This window comes from Streptomyces sp. NPDC057486 (assembly GCF_042802415.1).
GTDB lineage: Bacteria > Actinomycetota > Actinomycetes > Streptomycetales > Streptomycetaceae > Streptomyces > Streptomyces yanii.
On record NZ_JBHVEE010000017.1, the window covers coordinates 79,623 to 100,845 of the forward strand.

A 21,223-nucleotide genomic window follows, 5' to 3' on the forward strand; every position below is an offset into this window, starting at 1 on the left:
CGGCGAGGGCGGGCAGCGCTGTAGCCGAGGCGAGCGCGGCGGCACGGGCAAGACGCGTCGAGGTCACCACCAGGCCGCCTCCAGGTAGTTGGTAACAGCGGGGAGGCGCGCGGGTGCTCCGGCGTAGGCGATCGGGGCCGCGATGCCCAGCAAAACCGTGGCCGCCGCACCGGCGACAGCCAGGCTCATCCGCCGCATCGTCGGACGGCGCGTCGTGCTGGGCTGTGCGGGCGCTGCGAGTCGATGTCCCGTTCTGGCGGCGATGGCGGGTACCGGTCCGGGAGCGGAGCGGTGCAGTTCGAGTCCTGCCGTGCGCTGAGTCTGGCCGCGCAGGCCGTGAAGGAGTTCGGTGAGCACCGGGCCGAGATCGGCCGGGTCACGCATCCAGGCCGCCAGGCCCGCCTCGTCCAGGGCAGCGGCGTTGGTCCGGCCGTGCCCAGGGATGCAGCGATAGCTGGCCGTCGGCAGCCCGGCGGCGAACACCTCAAGCGAGGTCAGTCCGCCGGCATTCTGGACCAGCACGTCGCAGGCATGCATCAGGCCCGGCATGTCGTCCACCCAGCCGAGGACGTTTTCGATGCCGTCGTGCCGCAACTGCTCGGTCAGAGCCTGGTTTCGCCCGCACACCACCACCGGCACGGCGATACCCGTCTCCCGTATCTCGGCAGTGGCCTGCCGCACCGGGCCCAGGCCCCACGAGCCCGCGACCAGCAAGGCCAGTGGTGCGCGCTCGGGAAGACCGAAGCGGGCACGTGCGGCGGGCCGTTGGCTGCCATGGGCGGGAATGAAGCGCGGATCGGTGACGGGGCCGGCTACCGTGACGCCGGCGGCGCCCTGGGCGTGGGCCTGGGCTGCCGGAACCGGGTGCACGGCCAGGTGGGCGTCTATGCCGGGGGCGACCCACATCGCGTGGACGGAGAAGTCGGTCAGGTAGGTGAAGGCCGGCACCGTCAGCAGGCCGCGCTGCCGCAGTATGCCGAGGACCTGGCCGGCGCCCGGGCTGGGTCCTCCGCCGCCAGCACACGCACCGACCAAGCCCCTTGCGCCGCCACCAGCGGCACCTGCCCTATAGCGGTGAAGGCCAGAATCGCCAGCTCGGTCACCCACGTGCCGGCCGCCACCGTTGCCGCGCACACCATCGCCCACGCGCCCGCACGCGGCGGCATCCGACGCCCCGCCCACGGAGCAACCACCGCCAGCACCGCGCTCACGAGCAGCGGTAGATACATCGGTATCGGCCAGAACACGGCTCATCCCCGCTCAGGCAGAGGGATCGCCGTGCAGCAACTGCTCCAGCACCTGCTCGTCCTCCGCCGACAGATCAGACACGAACCGGGCCAGCACCGCCGCACGGTCCCCTCCCTCATCCAGCAGCGAGTGCATCCCCGAAGCCGCATGCCCGGCCTGGTCATCCACGGGCGCATAGACATGACTGCGCCCCTCCCGCTGCCGGGTCACCATCCCCTTGTCGCACAGCCGCGTCAGGATGGTCAGCACCGTCGTATACGCGGCACCGGGCACCTGTTCCTGGACTACAGCCGCGGGCACCGGACCGTCAGCCGACCACAGGGCAGCCAGCACCTCCGCTGCCAGCTCGCCCCGCGCACGCCGCCGGGCCTCCCCGCGGTCGTCCTTACCGCCCGTCACCTGGCACCTCCCTCACTACTCCGCCAGGTTTTCTTCGATCGTCCAAACTACTACGAGACGTAGAGAAGCGGCCATCTCGATCGCATGGCGTCTCGAATGACCGCTTGAGCACGCGCACCCGTCGAGCAGGCTCTACAGCAGCGGAGTACAGCAACCACCACAACCGCAACCGACCGGCAGAGGAGCGCACGTCGCGTTCGCCGCCCGATTCTCCCTCTCGCACAGCTGCCGGCTGCTGATGTACCCGCTGGACGGATGGCTGGGCGCGCAGGCGGGACTGCAGTAGGGGTGGTGGCACTGGGTGCGATCGCTCTGACGGCGCCCGCACCTCGTGGATGGCGTACGGGGCCGAACGGCTGGCGGCACGACCACGACTGTCTGGCCGACGCGCTGCACACCGGTTGAGAGAGCGGGCCGGCCGAGCGCGCTCAGCCCTCGATGGCCCGCCGTACCCGGCGCGACGGCCCGAACGCGTAAAGGTCGAGGATCTCGGGCGTCTCGGCGAGGCCCGGTCCTCCGGCGCGTACCCAGGCCGCGATGTCGGCGGTCGCGTCCGGGTCGTTGACCAGCCCGAGCCAGACCGGGCGCCCGCCCGCGGCGCGTCCAGCCGTTGAGGGCTGTACGACGACGACGTTGGCCTGCTCGCAGGCGTCGAGGCAGTTCACTGCCCGGACCCGGGCGTTTGATGCCAGTTCGTTCTTGAGAGCGGCGAGTTGGGCAGCGTGGTCGACGCCGGGGATCTTGTCCGTGCCGCAGCAGCAGCCCCGGCACACGGTGACCGTGCACCGGGGCTCTGCCTGCGTGGCAACCTTGTGTCGGCGGCTCATTGGACTGCCCGTTTCCACGCCGCCTCGCGCAGCAGCCGCAGTCCGTTGAGGCCGACGATGACGGTGGACCCTTCGTGGCCCGCCACGCCGAGGGGGAGTGGCAGGGTGCCGATCAGGTCCCAGGCGACCAGGCCGGCGATGAAGACGCCCGCAATGATCAGATTCTGCGTGACCAGCTGGCGGGCCCGGCGGGACAGCGCGATCACGGCGGGGACCGTACGGAGTTCATCGCGGACGATCACCGCGTCGGCGGTCTCCAGCGCGAGGTCGGATCCTGCCCGGCCCATGGCGACGCCGGTGTGGGCGGACGCCAGGGCAGGGGCGTCGTTGACGCCGTCGCCGACGACCATCACCCTGCGGCCTGCATGCTCCAGTTCCTTGACCACGTCGACCTTGTGCTGCGGCAGCAACCCTGCCCGCACGTCGCCAATGCCGACCTCGGCGGCCAGGCGGGCGGCAGCGCGGGGATTGTCGCCGGTCAGCAGCACGGGCGCGGCCCCGGTGAGGGACGTCAGCGAGGCCACGGTCGCGGTGGCGTCGGCACGCAGTCGGTCGGCGATGGCGAGCAGTCCGACGGGGGCGCCGTCCACGGTGACAAGAACAGCGGTCCGGCCGCTCTCCTCCAGTTCGCGCGCGACGACGGCCGCCCGCGCGGAGTGTGCGTCCGAAGATCCGTCCAACAGCCGTGCCGGTGCGCCGACCGCGACCACCCGCCCGCCGACGGATGCGGTCACCCCGATCCCGGGCGTGGAGTCGAAGTCCTCCGCCACAGGGAGGTCGAGCCCGCGCTCGCGTGCTGCGTCCACGACGGCGCGGGCCAGGGGGTGCTCGCTCGGGTGCTCGGCTGCCGCCGCAAGAATCAGCACCTCGTCCTCGTCCAGTCCCGATCCGGTGAGCGGGCGGGCATCCGTGACGCGCGGCGTGCCTTCGGTCAGTGTGCCGGTCTTGTCGAGCGCGACCGCGTCGGTCTCGCCGAGGCGCTCCATGACCACCGCGGACTTGACCAGCACACCGTGGCGTCCGGCGTTGGCGATCGCCGACAGCAGCGGCGGCATGGTGGCGAGGACGACCGCGCACGGCGAGGCGACGATCATGAAGGTCATCGCGCGCAGCAGTGAACCGGTCAGCTCCGCGCCGAAGGCGAGGGGGACGAGGAAGACGGCCAGGGTCGCGGCGACCATGCCGAGCGAGTAGCGCTGCTCGACCTTCTCGATGAACAGCTGGGTGGGCGCCTTGGTCTCGGACGCCTCCTCCACCATGCGTACGATCCGGGCGATCACCGAGTCGGAGGCGTCCCGCTCCACCCGTACCCGCAGCGCGCCGGTGCCGTTGAGGGTGCCCGCGAAGACCTCGTCGCCCACCTCCTTGGCGACCGGCAGCGGCTCGCCGGTGATGGTCGCCTGGTCGACGTCGCTCGCGCCGTCCAGGACGCGGCCGTCGGCGCTGACTCGCTCACCGGGCCTTACGAGAATGGTGTCCCCGACCGCGAGTTCCTCGACGGGGACGATCACTTCGCTTCCGTCGGTGTCGAGACGGGTGGCTTTCGCGGGTGACAGGTCCAGCAGTCCTCGCACGGAGTCGGCCGTCCGCGCGGTGGCGAGCGCCTCCAGGGCGCCCGAAGTGGCGAAGATGACGATCAGCAACGCGCCGTCCATCACCTGGCCGATCGCCGCCGCCCCGAGTGCCGCCACGATCATCAGCAGGTCGACGTCGAGGGTCTTGTCCTTCAACGCCTGCAAGCCCGCCCACCCCGGCTCCCAGCCACCGGTCGCGTACGACAGCGCGTACAGCGGTCCCCACGCCCACGCAGGGGCACCGGTCAGCTGCAGTGGGAGTGCGATCAGGAAAAGGACGGTGGCCGCAGCGGCCCAGCGCGCCTCGGGCAGGGCGAAGACCCGGGTGCGGCGGCGGGGTGCACCGCCTTCGCGCGGGGCCGCGGTCCGGTCTGTCGAGGGCGCGGTCAGGGTGGAGGGCATGGGTGACGAGGGTCCTTCACGACGGCATGACGAGATGACGGCAACCGGGACAAGCCCGTGCCACCTCTCCACCATACAGGAATACATGAAGACGCATTCATGTCTTCATGTCCGTAGGATAACGGGCATGGGCCACGGAGCTGACGCCAACACCACCGCCACCGCACGCGAGCGCCTGGAATCGGTTGGTGCCGCCGACGTGGCCGCCACCCTCCAGGCCCTGGCCACACCTTCACGGCTGAGGATCCTGGCCCGCCTTCAGGAAGGCCCGTGCGCAGCCACCGAACTGGCCGACGCCGTGGGGATGGAACAGTCCGCCTGTTCCCACCAACTGCGCCTGCTGCGCAACCTCGGCCTGGTCACGGGTGAGCGGCAGGGCCGGTCGGTCATCTACGCGCTCTACGACAACCACGTCGCCGAACTCCTGGAGCAGGCCCTCTACCACGTCGAGCACCTACGGCTGGGGCTGCGCGACATCCCCGCCCCCGCGGTCGGCTGAGGCGCCGGACCCGCGCCCTCGTGGCCCGGCCCCGGCACGTGCCGCGCTGGACCGGCCACTTACGCGGTCGGGATCTCCTGCCGTCACACCGCCCATCCCGTCTTCGCGAGTTCCTGCGCGGCGGCGGCTCCGGCGGATCCTGCGCCCAGGATCACCACGTGGTGCGTTGTCATGTGTTCGCTTTCTGTGTCTTCCCGGGGCTGAGGGCTGAGGGCTGGGAGCCGGGGGCCGGGGGCCGGCGGGGGCGGTTCAGGAGCGGACGAGCCGCGCGATGGCCTGGGATGCCTCGCTGACCTTCAGGTCGGCGGCCGGGCCTCCGGCGGTCACGGCGTCCAGCACGCAGTGACGGAGATGGTCGTCGAGCAGCCCCAGTGCGACGCCCTCGAGGGCTCTCGTGATGGCCGCGACCTGGGTGAGGATGTCGATGCAGTACCGATCTTCTTCGACCATCCGGCCGATTCCCCGCACCTGGCCCTCGATACGGCTGAGGCGGTTCAGGTACTGGGCTTTGTCGGATATGTATCCGTGTTGTGCCGGGTCGGCGGCTGTGGGGCAGGTGTCGTGCTCCGGCTCGGTGATCGCGATGCTCATGACTGGCCGTTCCTTTCTGGCGTGGGCACGGCACCTCCCGTTGTTCGCAATGGGGCGCCGCGCTCGGGTGAGCTCGGCGCCCCGTGGTGTCCTGATCTACGCGGCGGTGGCGTACCTCGCCGGGTCGGCGTCGAAGAGCGGGCCGCACGAGGCGCAGCAGAACCAGTGGCGGCTGCCGTTGTAGTCACGGAACAGGCCCTGGGCCTCGGCGACTCTCCTGACGATGGAGGTGCCTGCCATGACCGGGCAGACGGCGTGGTCGTCGCCCGTGACCGGCTGGGCGGGGGCTGCAGCCTTGCTGCCGCAACAGCCGCCGGACTGAGGGGCGTTCAGGACGGTGCTCTCGTCGGTCATCCTTGCTGCCTCTTCTGTGACGGGTTGGATGGACAGGCGTCAGGTGGTCTGTGCGGTGGTCTTGAACCGGCGCAGGCGCAGGCTGTTTCCGACGACGAACACGCTGGACAGGGCCATGGCGGCACCGGCGAGCATCGGGTTGAGCAGGCCCAGTGCGGCGACCGGGATCGCGGCGACGTTGTAGGCGAAGGCCCAGAAGAGGTTGGACTTGATCGTGCCGAGCGTCTTGCGGGACAGGCGGATCGCGTCGACCGCACTGAGCAGGTCTCCGCGGACCAGGGTGATGTCGGATGCCTCGATCGCGACGTCGGTGCCCGTTCCCATGGCCAGTCCCAGGTCGGCCTGGGCGAGGGCCGGAGCGTCGTTGACGCCGTCGCCGACCATCGCGACGATCTTGCCTTCCTTCTGCAGGCGGGAGACGACGTCGACCTTGTCCTTGGGGAGAACCTCGGCGATGACCTCGTCGATGCCCACCTCGGCTGCAATCTGCCGTGCCACAGCCTTGTTGTCGCCGGTGAGCAGTACCGGGGTCAGTCCGAGGCTCTTCAGCTGAGTGATGGCCGCCGCGCTGGTTGGCTTGACGGTGTCGGCGACCATGAGCACGCCCCGGGCCTTGCCGTCCCAGCCGACCGCGACGACGGTCTTGCCCTCGCCCTCGGCCCGCGTCTTGGCGGCGGCGATCTCCGGGCTGAGGTACAGGGACCACTCGGCGAGCAGTGATTCGCGGCCCACGAGCACCGCGTGCCCGTCGACGACGCCCTGCACGCCCTTGCCCTCGACGTTCGCGAAGTCCTCAGGTGCGGGCAGCACCCCGGCCTCCTGGGTGGCGGCCTTGGCGATGGCCTGGGCGATCGGGTGCTCGGAGGAGTCCTCCAGCGCGCCCGCCAGGCGCAGCAGTTCGGCCCGGTCGGTGCCCGCTTCGGTGACCACGTCGATCAGGGTCATCCTGCCGGTGGTGACGGTGCCCGTCTTGTCGAGCACGACCGTGTCGACCTTGCGCGTGGATTCCAGGACTTCCGGGCCCTTGATCAGGACACCCATCTGGGCGCCGCGGCCGGTGCCGACCAGCAGAGCGGTCGGGGTGGCCAGACCCAGTGCGCAGGGGCAGGCGACGACGAGTACCGCGACGGCGGCGGTGAAGGCGGCAGTCACCGGGAATCCGGCGCCCAGCCAGGCGCCCAGAGCGGCGACGGCGATGGCGATGACGATGGGGACGAACACCCCGGAGACCTTGTCGGCGAGCCGCTGCACCTCGGCCTTGCCGGTCTGCGCGTCCTCGACGAGCTTCGCCATCTGGGCGAGCTGGGTGTCCGACCCGACACGGGTGGCGCGCACCACCAGGCGGCCGCCGGCGTTCACGGTGGCACCGGTGACGGCGTCACCTTCACTCACCTCGACGGGAACGGACTCGCCCGTGAGCATGGACGCGTCTACCGCGGAGGTTCCCGAGACCACGACACCGTCGGTGGCGATCTTCTCGCCCGGGCGGACGATGAACTCGTCGCCTGCGTTGAGGTCCTCGACCGGGATCTTCGTCTCGATGCCGCCGCGCAGCACCGAAACTTCCTTCGCGCCGAGTTCCAGCAGGGCGCGCAGGGCCGCTCCGGCCTGCCGCTTGGATCGCTTCTCGAAGTAGCGGCCGGCGAGGATGAACATCGTTACGCCTGCGGCCACTTCGAGGTAGATGTTCGAGGCGCCGTCGGAGGGTGCGAGTGTCAGCTCGAACGGGTGCGTCATCCCGGGGATTCCGGCCGTGCCGAAGAACAGCGCGTACAGCGACCACAGGAATGCCGCGATCGTGCCCATGGATATCAGCGTGTCCATGGTTGCGGTGCCGTGCTTGAGATTCGTCCACGCGGCCTTGTGGAACGGCAGCGCCGCCCACACGATCACCGGCGCCGCGAGCGTCAGCGACGCCCACTGCCAGTACGTGAACTGCAGCACCGGGATCATCGCCATCGCGATGACGGGAACCGTCAGCAGAACCGAGGCGACCAGGCGGTTGCGCAGCGATGTCAGCTCCGGGTCGGCCTCGTCCGGGTTCTGGCCCGATGCGGCGGCCTTCGGCGTCGGCTTGGGGGCAGGCAGGGCGGCCGTGTAGCCGCTCTTCTCGACCTCGGCGATCAGAAGGGCCGGGTCGTAGCCCTCAGGGACGGTCACCTTGGCCTTTTCGGTGGCGTAGTTCACCGTCGCGGCGATGCCGTCGAGCTTGTTCAGCTTCTTCTCGATGCGCATCGCGCACGAGGCGCAGGTCATCCCACCGATGTCCAGTTCGACGCTCGGCCCCCCGGCGGGAGGCGCTGATGTGCTCATTGCAATCCTTCTCTCAACTCGTCCGACGCACTGACCGGTTCGGTTCAGTGGCCGTGGGAGCTCGTGTCGTGGGTGCCGGTATCGGTGTCAGCGCCGTCGCCGCGGGTGGCGTCGAGGGCGAACTTGGCGGTGTGCACCTTGCCGTCGACCTTGAAGTCCAGGTACAGCAGGTAGCGGCCCGCGTTCGGCGCCTCGGCGCCGAACGAGATCTCCGGACCGGTCGTCTCACCGGCCGAGGGCTCCTCGCCCTGCGCGTGCACGTGCAGGTAGGCGAGATCTCCCTCGCGCAGCGCGACAAGATGTCCGTACGCGCCGAGGTAGGGCTGCAGGGTGGTGACGGACTTTCCGTCGCGGGTGATCCTGACGGTCAGTTCGCTGGTCTTTCCGGCGACGAGATCGCCGTCGACCGAGGCGGTGAAGCCGTCGACCTCGTCGGTCGTGCTGACCGTCTTGGCCGGGTCGGGGGTGAACTGGCCGGCGACATCGACCGTGCTGGTCAGCGTCATGCCATCAGAGCTGTTCTTGGGGGTGAAGTCCGTGTAGATGCGGTACGTGCCCGCGGTGTCCCACTTCCACGGGACCGACCATGTGCCGGTGGCCTTGTCGAGCGTCGGGTGCACGTGACGGAACCGGGTGCCGTCGGAACGCACCACGATCAGGTGCAGCTGCTTCTCGTGCGCGGTCTTGTACCCGAGCAGTGGGTCACCCGCCCTGTTCTGGATCTGGAAGCTCAGCTCGCCCGGGTCGCCGACCTTTTCGGGCGAGCTCACGGACGTCAGCACGTAGCCGTCGGCCGAGGCCGACAGTCCTGCGGGCGTATCCATCGGCATCGACGGCTTCTTGTCCGTCATGTCGCCGTGGCTCTCCGTGGTGCTTTCGTTCTTCCAGTCGGCGACCACGCTGTCGGGTACAGCCACAGCGGAGATGCCGAGCGCTCCGGTGAACGCGACTGCCAACCCCGCGCCGTACAGCGCCAGACGTCCTGCTGCGTTCATCGGACACGCACCGCCGAATAACCGGCCTCGTCCACGGCCGCCAGCACCTGAGCGTCGTCGACGGCATCGGAGCCGGTGACCACGAGCTTGCCGGTCTGCGCGCTGACCTGGATGCCCTCGACACCGGCGATCTTGACGACCTCCTCGCGGATGGACATCTCGCAGTGGCCGCAGGTCATGCCCGTCACCTGGTACTCGTTGCTGCTCATCACGTATCCCCTCATCGGTCAGATACCCCTTGGGGGTATCGATGTCCTGAACCATATACCCCCTAGGGGTATTCCGCAATCGGGGAGCATCTGCGCTCGGGCATGGTGCGGCGGCTTCACTCGTGTCGCCGCCCCTTGACCGCACCCCCGCGCCTGGTGCTGCGAGCCGGCTCTCGAGGGGGCTGCGGCAACGCCCCCCAGCGGTCGTCGCATCCCGTGCGGGTCGTCGGGCAGTGCGATCACGCGGCCGCCGAGCCGTTCCGCCGGAACGACCGGCCCTTGGTCCCCCCGCTCCGCCGGGTCTGTGTGCTCGACGGCGGCGCAATGCCCTGCCATCGACCACCGGCAGCGCGTGCGCCGCGTCTCATGGATGAGCTCTCGCGCCTGCCCGCCCGTCATCGATGGGCGGGTATCTCAGGGGGCGCGCATCCGGAAGGTGGCGGAGGTGCCCGCTTCGGCTTCCGTCGGGCTGGGCGCAGCCCGCTCAAGCCGACGGGGTCGACCTTGACGGCTTCCGTCGGGCTGCGCAGCTCCCGGACTACTTCTGGCTGGCGCAGCGGCACGCCTCGCCCCAAGCCTGGAGCGCTTGCAGTGTGCAGGTCGCCAGACAGCGAAGAACGGCTCGCCCGGGCCGGGATGTGACTGCGGCGACAACGGTCGACAGGGGGACCGGTCCCGGCGTTCGATCTGCGGCGTTGGGCATCTGTATCCACTCCTTCATACGGGAGGGGGGTATGTGCGTGCTGCAGTCTACATACATACCCCTAGGTGGTATGAGGTATGTGGCGCCGAGCGCGCCCTTGCAAGAAGGCCGCCCGTCACGATCCCGGGTGCGCGATGGCGCACTGGGGCATCGCGCATCCCGAACTCGCCCTTCCGGCGGCCGACCGGCTGAGGAACATGGCGCCTGAGGCCTCGCACACAGCGCACATGGCCACCCACGTGCACGCCGCCTGCGGCGACTGGCGCGTGTGGTCGATTCCAACGTCGCCGCGGCTGACGCGGACGACAGGCACTTCGAGCACGAGAACCCCGGCGGCTGGGCCTACGTGTACCGAGTGCACGATCTGATGGTCGGGGCCTACGGCGCCGTGATGGCCGGAAAATCCCGCGAAGTCCTGCGCGCAGCGCACCGGCTGGATGGGGGCGTCACGCCCGAGCTGCTCCAGATGTCCCGTCCTCCACCGGCCGACCCGGTCGAGAGCCACCGCACCGCACTGCCGCACGTACTGATCCGCTTCGGCCGGTGGCGGGACATTCTCGACCTCGAACTCCCCGAGGGTCAGGAGCTGTTCTGCTCGACCGCGGCGGTGATCCACTACGCGCGCGGTGCAGCCTTCTCCGCGCTCGGACGCATCTCCGAAGCCGGGCCGGCCCGCACCGAGTTCACTGCTGCCGTTGCCCGGGTGCCCGACGGCCGGCTCGACTCCGTGTCGGCCGAGAGGGCCGACGCGCTCAAGGTCGCAGCCGCAATGCTCGAAGGTGAACTGGATTACCGCAAGGGCGACTTCGACGAGTCGTTCGCCGCGCTGTGCCGCGCCAATCGAGCTGGAGGGCGTACGGGAGAGCGGCAACGCCAGGCCTGCCGCATGCCTGCGGTCCGCGGCGCCTCGTCCTGACGCCAAGTGACCTGCCAGAAGCCCCCGTTGAAGCCCTGGTGGCCTCGGATGTTCTGCCCCGTCATGGCCGCCGGGGCCTGTGCGAACCCCGGGGTCGCGGATCGGCAATCCGCCTCAGTCTTCGGCCGCATCACGTGGGCCAGGTCGACGAGGGGCTGTTCCATCGAGGCACCCTCTTCTGGAATACCCCCTGGGGGTATATGGTTCTGACGGGTGCAAGAGCGGGAAGCACCCGAAGGCCCAACACACCCATGGAGATGCCATGAATAACCACACCGGTCACAGCCACGTCGGCCACGGTGGAGCCCGACCCGGTGGACTGTCGGTCTCCGAGAACGGGTACACCCTCGAGCTCGACTCGACGCTCTTCGCCGTCGGCGTGCAGCCGGTCGGCTTCAGGGTGATCGGCCCCGACGGGCACGCAGTGACCGAGTTCGTCCCCGAGCACGAGAAGGAACTGCACTTCATCGCCGTCCGGCGCGACACGTCCGGGTTCCAGCACGTGCACCCGGTGAGGGACGAGAAGGGCGCCTGGAGCACTGAACTGGCCCTCGATGCGGGGGACTGGAGGTTCTTCGCCGACATTCACCCGGCAGGCCACGACGGCGCCATGACGTTGGGCATCGACGCCGCGGTCGCCGGACTGTACGACCCCCGGCCGCTGCCCGACGCCGCCAGGACCGCGCAGATCGACGAGTACACCGTCACGCTCGACGGAACACTCCTGCCCGGTGAGGCGAGCGAACTGACCCTCACCGTCAGCCGGAACGGTCGTCCCGTCACCGACCTGCAGCCCTACCTGGCCGCGTACGGGCATCTGGTGGCACTGCGCGTCGGTGACCTGGGTTACCTCCACGTGCACCCGGATGGCGAACCCGGTGACGGCGCCACCGCACCGGGACCCGAGATCACCTTCATGGCAGTCGCACCCTCGGCCGGTACCTACCGCCTGTACCTGGACTTCCAGCACGACGACGTCGTCCGGACGGCCGAATTCACGGTGCACACGACCGAGACAACGCCCCACCCGGACGCGGCGTCCCAGGGCCCGTCCGAACACAGCGGTCACATACACCACTGACCGCGTGAACGCAGATCCCACAGTGGAAGGAGCGACATGCCCCGCCTGACGCGACTCACGCCCGACACCGCGGTCGGCTCATCGCGTGACCTGCTGGCCGACCTCGTCTCCCGCCATGGCCAGATCGGGGACATGGTGTCCACGATGGCGCACTCGCCGGCCGTACTCGGCGGCTACCTTCAGCTCAGCCGGGCCATGGGACGAGCCAAACTCGACCGCAGGACCAGCGAACGGATCTCGATCGCCGTCCAGACCCTGCAGGGATGCCGGCTGTGCCTCGACGCCCATGTCGGTGCAGCCCGCGCCATGGGCGTGGACGAGGAAGAGATCGAGCGAGCCCACGCCGGTACCTCGGCCGATCCCGCGATCGCGGCGATCATCGCCCTCGCCCTCCAGATCTACCGCGAGCCGATGTCGATCACCGACGAACAGATCACCGCGCTGCGCGCTCACGGCTACAGCGACCGCGCGATAGCCGACGTCGTCGGCGTGGTCGCACTCAACATCCTCACCGGCGCCTTCAACCTCCTCGCCGGCCTCACACCGGGGAGCGACACCGGTGCGTAGCGACACCCCCGCCTGTACCCGCGGGGCGTGGCCCTCACCCAGGGGCCGCGCCCCGCCGCACGGACACGGAAGGAACCCCGCCATGCGTCTGTTCGCCGTCCGCGACTACCGCCACCTGTTCGGCGCCCAGGTCATCGCCCTGTTCGGCACCGGGCTGACCACCGTGGCCCTCGGACTGCTCGCCTACGACCTCGCCGGCCCACGCGCCGGAATGGTCCTCGGCACCGCCCTGACCATCAAGATGGTCATGTACGTGGTCATAGCCCCGCTGGCCGCCGCGTACATCGACCGGCTCCCCAGAAGGGCCCTCCTGGTCCTCCTCGACGTGATCCGCGGTGCGGTAGTCCTGGCACTGCCGCTGGTCACCGAGGTCTGGCACATCTACATCCTGATCGGCCTGCTCCAGGCCGCCTCCGCGGCCTTCACCCCCACGTTTCAGGCCGTCATCCCCGACATCGTCACCGACGAGTCCGCCTACACGCGAGCCCTGTCCGCCTCCCAGGTCGCCTCCACCATGGAGAGCCTGCTCAGCCCCGTGCTGGCAGCCGTCGCCCTGACCTCTATGACCTTCGACCGGCTGTTCCTCGGTACCTCCGCCGGTTTCATCATCTCCGCCCTGCTCGTCCTGTCGACACGCATTCCCGACGCCCGCCCCAGTACCCACACCAAGGCATGGGACAAGGCGGCAGGCGGAATCAGAACCTTCCTCACCACGCCGCGACTGCGCGGCATCATGGCGCTCAACCTCGTGGTCGCGTCGGCCGGTTCAATCGTCGTCGTCAACACCGTCAACTACGTCCGTGACGAGCTCGGCGGCACACAACAGGACGTCGCCTGGATGCTTGCCGCCTCCGGCACCGGAACCCTCCTGGCCGCGCTCGCCCTGCCCCGCGTAATCGACCGGATCACCGCCCGCACCATCATGATGACCGGTGCCGGCGTCCTGGCCGGCGGCACGATTGCCGCGGTGACGCTCATCGCGGTCGGCCTCACCACATGGACCGGCACGGCGATCATCTGGGCCGTGATCGGCATCGGCATGGCACTGATCATCACGCCGACGGGCAAGGTCCTGCGTGCCTCCGTCGCACGAAACGCGATCCCCGAGGCATTCGCGGCCCAGTTCTCCCTGTCACACCTGGCCTGGCTGATCACCTACCCCGTCGCGGGCGTGCTCGGCACGAACGCCGGCCTCACCCTCACCTGGTCCGCCCTCGCGATCCTCGCCGCGGCGGGAGCGATCGCTGCCCTCCTGCTGTGGCCGCGCCACGACGGGGGAGGAACCGTGGGTGAGTTCGCCACAACCGCCTGGCACATGTCCAGCAAGGACCGGACCACCCTGACCAAGGCCGCGTGAAGCGCCACGGCGCGGTCCCCTGGCTGTCAGGCTGTCAGGCCGTCAGGTCTGCGGTGCGCGTCAGTTGGCGTTGTTGCCTGTGAGGGCCGTGCCGAGGTGCTTGAGCAGTGCGTCGAGTGCTGCCAGCTGTTGTGGTTCGAGCGAGTCGAAGCATCGACGGAGTGCGTGCGTTCCAGCTTGTTCTGCGGCTGCCAGCGTCACGCGGCCCGTCTCGGTCAGGGAGACGGTTTTACGGCGGCGGTCCTCGGGGTCGCAGGTCCGGGCGACCAGGCCGAGGCGTTCGCAGCCTTCCACGGCTTGGGTGACGGAGCGGGGTGCCTGTCCGAGCGTGGTGGCGAGCTCGGCTTGGTGGAGCGTGCCGCGGTCGGCCAGCACCTGGAGGATTTTGGTGCGGGACAGGGACAGACCGGCGGTCGACGTCATGTACCGGTCGACCTGTTCGCGCAGGCCGTGGGCGAGGGCGAGGAAGGAGAGCCCCACCTGCTCCGGAGTGCTGGCCGTGGTTGCTGCTTCGGGCTGGTCCATGGTTCGGGTATCCTCGCACAACATGATCGTGAGGTACCTCATGAATGGAATTGTGAGATGGACCGCCCCGTCGCAGTAATCACCGGAGCCACCTCCGGACTGGGCCGCATCGCCGCGTTCGAGCTGGCCCGCCAGGGCTACCGCATCGGCGCCGTGACCCGCTCCCGCAGCAAGGCCGAAGCGCTCGTCACCGACCTCAAGGAGGTGACCGACGCGCCCGTGGACGTCTTCCACGCCGACCTCGGCCTGACTGCGCACGCGCGCCGGGTGGGTGAGGAGATCGCCGCGTACTACCCGCGCCTGGACGTTCTGATCAACAACGCGGGTCTGCACGCCTTCGCACAGCGGGTCACCGCTGAAGGCTTTGCGGACATGACAGCGGTGAACTACCTGAGCCCGTTCGTCCTGACCGGGGCGCTGGCGGCGAGGCTCGGCGCCTCCGCCCCGGCCCGGATCGTCAACGTCGCCTCCGAGGCATCCCAGCAGGCGAAGACGATTGCTCCGGCCGAGGACCTGCGCCGCACTGGCCCCTACAGTCGCCGGGAGTCGATGACTCTGTACGGGCGCACCAAGCTGATGACCATCATGTGGACGCAGGAACTCGCCCGGCGCCTGGACGCGGGCAAGGTGACCGTGAACTGCTGCGACCCCGGCTTCAACGCGACCGGCCTCGGCCGGGACCTGCCGGGCTCCGCCGTACTGCAGCGCGTGCTGAACACCCTGAGGATCGGCGACCCCCGCAAGGGCGCCGGCATCATCGTGCGGCTCGCCACCGACCCGGCCCTCGGCCGCACCAGCGGCGGCTACTTCTCCGTGCGCGACGCCCGCCCGCTGCAGTGCCCAGAGCCCGGACGGGACCCGCGCGTGCAGCGCGAACTGTGGGACGAGACGGTGGCACTCCTCGCCGCCCGCCGCTCGGCCGGCTGAGCCTGGGGCGTCGGTCTCAGGGGGCAGCCAGTACCGGGGTACCGGCCCGGCTGCAGATTCGTCCTCGAGTAGCTCATTTCGGCCGCACACGACTCCTGCGTACGCCACCGATGAGGAAGGCCTGGCGACCTGCTCCGCCAGGACCCGTGCCGCCGCCGGATCCGTGATTGACACGATCGGGCGCATGGTCCGCTCTTGAGTGCGCGACCTGGACACGGCTTGGGCAGCTCCGAGAGACGCCCGAGGCAGGGTGCGGGGGCTCGTAAAGTCATTGCTGCTGGGACGGGGGGCCTGCAGTGCGCAGGCCGCACCGCAGTGCTGCCCCACGCAGTCGCCCGGGACTCCGGCGCCCGGCTGGCCGAACCACGCGGTACACACCCGTGGCAGGGATGGACGTTCTCCGCCGGATGGCACACCCGCGACCGGCTCGACGTCACACTCGTCGAGCCGGACACCGTGGCGGAGATCGCCGCCGACATAGCGCGCGACACAGCGGGCAGATGGCGCCATCCGGTCCGCACCCACCGCATCCGCACCGACATCACCGCGGACGAGGTGCCGCTGTTCGGCCACGACGGCATCGGCTCGAAGCCGCGCGGTGGCCGGGCGCAGTGACAGCCCTGCGCGCGGCAAGGGCTCCGCACCACGGCCAGAACCACCCACGCCGACTGGTCAGGATCGCCCGGCCCGGCACTGTCCGGGCACCTCCACGACGGAACCCGTATGTCCGTGGCGGTCTGGGCGTGGTGCTGCCGCCGGCGAGTAAATGCCGTGTGCGGGCGGCAGCACCACGGGCCGGGTCAGTTGGAGGGCAGGACCTTCCAGGAGCCGGTGCCGGCGCCGCGGTCGGTGTAGTGGCTTGTGACGACGTCGTACTTGGCGCCGGACTGGTTGGCGCCACCGTTGGTGTCGAGGAACCCGCCGTTGGCGGACCCGTAGTCGTTCAGCAGATGCACGATGTCGTCGGTGCGGATCCGGCCGTCCGTGGGCGAGGACGTCTTGCCGAAGATGTGCCACTTCCCCGTGCCCGGGCCCCGGTCCTTGGTGGAGGTGGCCGACACCATGTACTTGGCGCCGCTCTTGGTGGAGACGCCGTTGGTGTCGAGGTAGGTGCCGCTGCCGTACTGGTTGACGAGGTAGATGACGTCGCCGCTCGTGACGTGCGTACCGGCCGCCTTTCCGGTGGCGGAGACGACCTTCCACACCGACGTTGCCGGGCCCCGGCTGTTCGGGGTCTGGTTGGTGTTGACGTTGTACGTGGCGCCGGCCTGGCTGGAGACGCCGTTGGTGTCGAGGTACCCGCCGTTACCTCCGTACTGGTTCTGCAGCAAGATGTTGCTGCCGTAGGTCAGGTCGGTGCCCGCGGCATCAGCGGCCGAGGCGGTGAACGAGCCGGCAGTGGCGGCGAGAACTGCTGCGGTGGCGCCGACGGCCAGGCGCTGCTTCACAGTACGGAACACAACTTCCCCTTCATTACTGTGCGTGCTTGCATGTGCACGTTAAGTGATCTTGGTGAAGGTTGGAAGCCTCCCCGGGAGTGAACCACTTTCGAGTCGGCCCGAGGCCCCGCTCTTTCGAGTGGCTTGCCGAGCGTCCGTCAGGTCGGTGGCCTGCTCGGCGAGGCCTGACTGGGCGTCAAGGTCGCGCCCGCTGTCTGGTGGCGAGGTAGGGGGCCCAGCTCGTTCCGGCAAGCTGCGACCACCTGTGGGCGGTCGGCCCGCCGGGGGCCGGCGCGGCCAATGCAGTTGCTTTTGAGGTGCGGGGACCGTTGCCCAGAGTGTGACGGGGTGGGGAGCAGGACAGCGGGTCCGAATTGGGATCTTGACGAAGGTGTTCACCGCGGAGCTGATCGACGCGGCGATAGCCAAACACGACCGGGCCGAGCAACGGCGCCGCCTCCTACCGGCGCGGCTGGTCGTGTACTTCGTTCTGGCCCTGTGCCTGTTCGCCCGAGAGTCGTACGAGGAGGTGCTGCGCGTGCTAACCAGTGGCATACCTGGCAGCCGTGCGCTGACCAGGGTGAACCGGTCCTCGTTATGCCGAGCGCGGTCCCGGCTTGGTGAAGACGTGCTGGAGACGCTGTTCAGGGAGGTGGCCGGACCGCTCGCCACGTCGGCCACGCCCGGAGCTTGGTGGCGTGGGCTACGGCTGCTGGCCCTGGACGGCACCCAGTTCGACCTCCCGGACTCAGCGAGCAACGGCGACACCTTCGACGGCCCATCCACTGGCGGCATTCCCTTCGGCTTCCCCCAGGTGAGGGCGGTGGTGCTCGCTGAGATCGGAACGCACGGAGTCATCGACGCCCGCCTCGGCGGTTACCGCGACGGCGAGCGCAGCCTCGCCTACCGGCTGGCTGGCTCCACTGGCCCAGGCGACCTGGTCATCGCCGACCGTGGCTTCTGGTCGGTTGAGTTCGCCCACGCCTTCACCGTGACCGGCGCGAACCTACTGGTCAGGCTCCAGTCCAACCACCTCGGCACCGCTCAGAAGGAACTCCCCGACGGCTCGTACTTGTCGATGATGCGCCCAGGCAAGGAGGTCCGGCTCAGGGCGGGACGGGAAGGCCGGACCCTGCCCAAACATACGATCTACCGCGTCATCACCTCCACGAAAGACGGCAAGGCCACCTACCTCGCCACATCGCTGCTGGACCCTGAGCAGTACCCGTCGGCCGAGCTGATCGCGCTCTACCGAGAACGCTGGGAGATCGAGCTGGCCTTCGACGAGATCAAGAACCACCTCGGTCCCGGCGGCCCGATCCGATCCCGGACGGCAGAAGGCGTCCGGCAAGAGCTATGGGCCTACCTCGCAGTCCACCACGCGATCCGCCGGTTCGCCCACGCCGCAGTCCTCGTCGGCCCCGCCGTGGATGCGGACCGCATCTCCTACCTCAAGTGCGTCCGCATCATCCGCCGAAGCATTCCTTCCCAGCTCGGAGGCAACAAGGCCAAGCTCACCCGTTCCCTTGCCGAGGGCGGGCAAGAAGCACGCAGCCGACTTCTCCCGGCCAGGCGAAACCGGAACTGTCCCCGGGCAATCAAGAAGCCCAACCGGTGGCCCGTGCTGAGGACCCGCGCCGGGCGGGACGTGGTCGAGCCCGGTCGCTGGGTCCTCAACCAGACCAAGAAGCAGAAGATCAGTCGGCGGGCTGGAAGACCGGCGCTCAAGTCGGGCCAGGCCACGTGACTGTCCAAAGACGTCGTTCCTTATAGCGTTGTCCCCTCTTCCCCACCCGGTCGATGCAGTGCTGGAGGAGTGCATCCGCCCCACATGGGGCGATCAGTGCACGTCAAACTCGTAGCCGTGCTGGATATCCACGGGGCAGCTGAAGACCCGAAGGTCTCCCCATCTGCCGACCGTGATGCGCGTGGTGTGGTCGCTGGCCACAGCGAACAGGAGCTTCATGGACGCGTCGCAATCACGGCAGCGTATGTCCCATGGGTCGGTCAGGTGCCAGGTAGGCCACCCACCGAACTTGCATCCAGCGACGCGCGTAATGACGTCGCCCCCGCCCTCCTCACCGCCGGTATCCTCCACCAGCCGTTGCACGTCTTCCCTTAGGTCGTCCGGTAGTTCCTGCGGAAAGGGAAAGTCCGTCAGCGGCACTGGTGTCAGCTTGCACGGTCGCGGCGAGAAGCCGTAGTCTTCGTCTTCTTGCCGCACAGGTGCCGGGGCCGAGAGCGGCTCCTGCGGCAGGTCTGCTGCCCGCCGCCACCGGATCTCCACGACTGGGCTGCCGTCCGCCTGCGGAGCTGGTGGGTCCCAGTGCGTGTTCGGACACCACAGGAGCTGGAACAAGTCAGCGCCCTCCGGCCACCAGTCTCCCGGCGCGTCCCGTTGGAAGACCTGTACTACTGGCAGCATCGCCACAGGCGGCAACCCGGACGGCTCCAGTTCGTCCGGCACGGAGCAGTGCGGCCAGGGTTCGTCTGACGGCCAGAGCATCGGCCCGGCAATGGAACTGTCGTAAAGCTCGGGCGTCCCAGGCGTCGGATGGAGGACAACCGCTGGCCGCCCATAGGGCACGAGGCCAGGTACGGCGGTGATTATCGCATCGGCGGATGGCCTGTTCGAGTAAGGCAGCATGGCTGGATCCTAGGAGGTTGCCGCCTACGGCGCTGGTGTCGTCGAGCCATGCACGGCGGGTCTGAGCTAGAAGCTAAAACAACTGCATTGGCCGGCGCGGCCCCCGGCTCGCGCCGGGAGGCGGCGGGCAGGGGTGTGGTGCGGCGAGGGTGAGCGGCACGGGTAACTCCACCCGCCTAAGAGTCATCACGTAATGCTGTGATGTCCGCCCGGTGTCTGCACGGACCTGGCACGCCTGGGTGGTGTGCTGTCCGTGCAGCCGGCTGCTCCGACGTGGGCCTTGTGCCGCTTGGTTGCGGGTCGGGTCTCATTCGGGGTTTGTCCGGTACCGGGTGGTGGCGTTTCGCCGAGCAGAGGCCCACGGCCGGAATGTTCCGGCTTCTGGGCTGCCGCGTGGGTGCGGCCCCGGGTGGGGCTGGCACCGCGCTGCGGTTGACTCGACAGGGCTTCTTGCAGCCCTTCATGGAACAAGATCTGTGTGTGGCGTGCCTGGACTATGTCCAGGCGCGCGGTGCTGGGGGCGTCCGGGTCGGTGAGGCGGACGTGGGCGCCCAGAGCCGCGGAGACCTTGTCCCGGTCGCCGACGAGCCCGCACGAGGTGCAGACATGGATCCGGGCGGCAAGGGTTTTGATGACCTTCTCGCCGCAGAAGCAGGTCTGGGACAGCTTCGTGGTGAAGGTGGAGGCGCGAAGCATTCGCCCGCCGGATTTCTCGCACTCGCGGCCGATGGCGGCTATGAGCCTGCCTGGTGTGGTGGCTTGGAGGGCTTTGCCCCACCGGCGGTACCAGGTGCGGATGTCGCAGTCCTCGACGGTGAGGTTCGCGCCGTGGTCGGTGATGATGTCTGCGGCGATGAGCCGGGCACGGTGGTCTTTCGCCGCGGCCTGGGTGGCGGCGGCTTCGGCGAGGCGGGCCCGGTTGAGCCGGTAGCCGGCCGACAAGCTGTCGCGCCAGTATGCCTGCTTCGGCACCCCGGCCTTGTTCGCCGCCCTCGCACCGCGGGGCATATCGAGGGCCCGTGCGGGCAGGCCCGCGTCCTGGCGCCGTTTGGCCCGGTCCTGCTGGCGTTTCGACGGCCCGTACTGGGTGGGGTTGAAGGCACGGCGGGAGCGGTCCAGGGCGCGTTTGCCGCCGCGTTCCTTTCGTCGGGTTTTCGCCAGAGCGGAGAGCTCGGAGTCCGAGGGCTCGACGCGGGTCGCCTTGATGTCGCCGTCGGCGGGGTCGAAGGAGCTGGGGAAGGAGACGATGGACAGGTTGGAGACGTTGCCGTCGACTCCGCCGGCCCGCTCCAGCTCAGCCGCCGCTGCACGCCGGGTCTTCGTCGTGGGGGATGCGTAGCCGCCGGCCAGGACCATCAGGTGGGCCTCGTACGCCCACCCGCCGGGTACGGACGCATCCCGGCGGCGCACGAGGTCAATCTTGTGCCAGGTCTCCGGGTTGTTCAGGAAATGCAGCAGATATGGCCAGCGTCCGGAGCCGGACGGCAGGCGCACGGGCAGGACCAGGTCGCCGCGGCCGCTGTCGGCGCCGCCGGTGAACACGACCGCCAGCGCTCCGGTGTGGTCCCACCAGGTCGCAGCCCGCGTTTTCGGCGTGCCCTTCGCGGTCACCTCACCCGTCTCTGTACGACCGACAGGGCGTGAGGGTGT

The 21,223-nt window shown here is 69.3% G+C and carries 22 protein-coding genes; 8 read left to right on the plus strand and 14 right to left on the minus strand.

Going from position 1 to position 21,223, the window contains the following annotated elements:
• Positions 1 to 63: 63 nt before the first annotated feature.
• From ACFU6I_RS11365 to ACFU6I_RS11385, 5 genes are all read right to left on the minus strand, one after another.
• On the minus strand, positions 64 to 948 hold the full coding sequence (locus ACFU6I_RS11365) for a hypothetical protein (RefSeq protein WP_384364010.1): 885 nt from the start codon (positions 946 to 948) through the stop codon (positions 64 to 66).
• A 2-nt stretch (positions 949 to 950) separates the two neighbouring features.
• Complete coding sequence (locus tag ACFU6I_RS11370) at positions 951 to 1,247, minus strand: hypothetical protein (RefSeq protein WP_384364012.1); 297 nt, start codon at positions 1,245 to 1,247, stop codon at positions 951 to 953.
• 13 nt (positions 1,248 to 1,260) lie between these two features.
• Positions 1,261 to 1,647: a BlaI/MecI/CopY family transcriptional regulator gene (locus ACFU6I_RS11375; RefSeq protein WP_384364014.1), complete on the minus strand. Its 387-nt coding sequence runs from the start codon at positions 1,645 to 1,647 to the stop codon at positions 1,261 to 1,263.
• A 428-nt stretch (positions 1,648 to 2,075) separates the two neighbouring features.
• A complete protein-coding gene (locus tag ACFU6I_RS11380; RefSeq protein ID WP_384364016.1) occupies positions 2,076 to 2,474 on the minus strand; it encodes a (2Fe-2S) ferredoxin domain-containing protein in 399 nt (132 codons plus the stop codon).
• Complete coding sequence (locus ACFU6I_RS11385; RefSeq protein ID WP_384364018.1) at positions 2,471 to 4,450, minus strand: heavy metal translocating P-type ATPase; 1,980 nt, start codon at positions 4,448 to 4,450, stop codon at positions 2,471 to 2,473. The genes ACFU6I_RS11380 and ACFU6I_RS11385 overlap by 4 nt, the downstream gene beginning before the upstream one ends.
• Positions 4,451 to 4,577: 127 nt before the next feature.
• Here ACFU6I_RS11385 and ACFU6I_RS11390 point away from each other — a divergent pair, with 127 nt between their 5' ends.
• Complete coding sequence (locus ACFU6I_RS11390; protein WP_266991620.1) at positions 4,578 to 4,949, plus strand: helix-turn-helix transcriptional regulator; 372 nt, start codon at positions 4,578 to 4,580, stop codon at positions 4,947 to 4,949.
• A gap of 249 nt (positions 4,950 to 5,198) precedes the next feature.
• On the opposite strand, the gene ACFU6I_RS11395 is transcribed toward ACFU6I_RS11390, so the two are convergent.
• From ACFU6I_RS11395 to ACFU6I_RS11415, 5 genes are all read right to left on the minus strand, one after another.
• Positions 5,199 to 5,540, minus strand: coding sequence for a metal-sensitive transcriptional regulator (locus ACFU6I_RS11395; protein WP_384364020.1), 342 nt, complete (start codon positions 5,538 to 5,540; stop codon positions 5,199 to 5,201).
• A gap of 96 nt (positions 5,541 to 5,636) precedes the next feature.
• Positions 5,637 to 5,894, minus strand: a complete 258-nt coding sequence (locus tag ACFU6I_RS11400) for a hypothetical protein (RefSeq protein WP_384364022.1) — start codon at positions 5,892 to 5,894, stop codon at positions 5,637 to 5,639.
• Positions 5,895 to 5,933: 39 nt separating this feature from the next.
• Positions 5,934 to 8,207: a heavy metal translocating P-type ATPase gene (locus ACFU6I_RS11405; RefSeq protein ID WP_384364024.1), complete on the minus strand. Its 2,274-nt coding sequence runs from the start codon at positions 8,205 to 8,207 to the stop codon at positions 5,934 to 5,936.
• A gap of 44 nt (positions 8,208 to 8,251) precedes the next feature.
• Positions 8,252 to 9,202, minus strand: coding sequence for a hypothetical protein (locus ACFU6I_RS11410; RefSeq protein WP_384364026.1), 951 nt, complete (start codon positions 9,200 to 9,202; stop codon positions 8,252 to 8,254).
• Positions 9,199 to 9,411, minus strand: coding sequence for a heavy-metal-associated domain-containing protein (locus ACFU6I_RS11415; protein ID WP_384364028.1), 213 nt, complete (start codon positions 9,409 to 9,411; stop codon positions 9,199 to 9,201). The genes ACFU6I_RS11410 and ACFU6I_RS11415 overlap by 4 nt, the downstream gene beginning before the upstream one ends.
• A gap of 971 nt (positions 9,412 to 10,382) precedes the next feature.
• On the opposite strand from ACFU6I_RS11415, the gene ACFU6I_RS11420 reads away from it, so the two are divergent.
• The 4 genes from ACFU6I_RS11420 to ACFU6I_RS11435 all read left to right on the plus strand — a co-directional run bounded on the left by ACFU6I_RS11420 (position 10,383) and on the right by ACFU6I_RS11435 (position 14,035).
• Complete coding sequence (locus ACFU6I_RS11420) at positions 10,383 to 11,030, plus strand: hypothetical protein (RefSeq protein WP_384364030.1); 648 nt, start codon at positions 10,383 to 10,385, stop codon at positions 11,028 to 11,030.
• A gap of 262 nt (positions 11,031 to 11,292) precedes the next feature.
• A complete protein-coding gene (locus tag ACFU6I_RS11425; protein WP_384364032.1) occupies positions 11,293 to 12,111 on the plus strand; it encodes a hypothetical protein in 819 nt (272 codons plus the stop codon).
• Positions 12,112 to 12,147: 36 nt separating this feature from the next.
• Entirely contained in the window at positions 12,148 to 12,678 is a 531-nt protein-coding gene (locus tag ACFU6I_RS11430) for a carboxymuconolactone decarboxylase family protein (RefSeq protein ID WP_384364034.1), read from the plus strand.
• A gap of 82 nt (positions 12,679 to 12,760) precedes the next feature.
• Positions 12,761 to 14,035, plus strand: a complete 1,275-nt coding sequence (locus ACFU6I_RS11435) for an MFS transporter (protein ID WP_384364036.1) — start codon at positions 12,761 to 12,763, stop codon at positions 14,033 to 14,035.
• A gap of 60 nt (positions 14,036 to 14,095) precedes the next feature.
• Here ACFU6I_RS11435 and ACFU6I_RS11440 read toward each other — a convergent pair whose 3' ends face one another.
• Positions 14,096 to 14,560: a MarR family winged helix-turn-helix transcriptional regulator gene (locus ACFU6I_RS11440; RefSeq protein ID WP_384364038.1), complete on the minus strand. Its 465-nt coding sequence runs from the start codon at positions 14,558 to 14,560 to the stop codon at positions 14,096 to 14,098.
• 57 nt (positions 14,561 to 14,617) lie between these two features.
• Between ACFU6I_RS11440 and ACFU6I_RS11445 the strand changes: the two genes are divergently transcribed.
• Both ACFU6I_RS11445 and ACFU6I_RS11450 read left to right on the plus strand, forming a co-directional pair.
• Positions 14,618 to 15,487: an SDR family NAD(P)-dependent oxidoreductase gene (locus ACFU6I_RS11445; protein ID WP_384364040.1), complete on the plus strand. Its 870-nt coding sequence runs from the start codon at positions 14,618 to 14,620 to the stop codon at positions 15,485 to 15,487.
• Positions 15,488 to 15,802: 315 nt separating this feature from the next.
• Positions 15,803 to 16,102, plus strand: coding sequence for a hypothetical protein (locus tag ACFU6I_RS11450; RefSeq protein ID WP_384364042.1), 300 nt, complete (start codon positions 15,803 to 15,805; stop codon positions 16,100 to 16,102).
• A gap of 185 nt (positions 16,103 to 16,287) precedes the next feature.
• Here the strand turns inward: ACFU6I_RS11450 and ACFU6I_RS11455 are convergent, their stop codons facing one another.
• Positions 16,288 to 16,947, minus strand: a complete 660-nt coding sequence (locus tag ACFU6I_RS11455; RefSeq protein ID WP_384364044.1) for a hypothetical protein — start codon at positions 16,945 to 16,947, stop codon at positions 16,288 to 16,290.
• 319 nt (positions 16,948 to 17,266) lie between these two features.
• Between ACFU6I_RS11455 and ACFU6I_RS11460 the strand changes: the two genes are divergently transcribed.
• On the plus strand, positions 17,267 to 18,673 hold the full coding sequence (locus ACFU6I_RS11460) for an IS4 family transposase (RefSeq protein ID WP_384364046.1): 1,407 nt from the start codon (positions 17,267 to 17,269) through the stop codon (positions 18,671 to 18,673).
• A gap of 93 nt (positions 18,674 to 18,766) precedes the next feature.
• Here ACFU6I_RS11460 and ACFU6I_RS11465 read toward each other — a convergent pair whose 3' ends face one another.
• Both ACFU6I_RS11465 and ACFU6I_RS11470 read right to left on the minus strand, forming a co-directional pair.
• The gene (locus ACFU6I_RS11465) at positions 18,767 to 19,573 is read right to left on the minus strand and encodes a hypothetical protein (RefSeq protein ID WP_384364048.1); all 807 of its coding nucleotides are present in this window, start codon (positions 19,571 to 19,573) and stop codon (positions 18,767 to 18,769) included.
• 186 nt (positions 19,574 to 19,759) lie between these two features.
• The coding region (locus ACFU6I_RS11470) for a transposase (protein ID WP_384364050.1) at positions 19,760 to 21,223 on the minus strand (1,464 nt) is incomplete at its 5' end.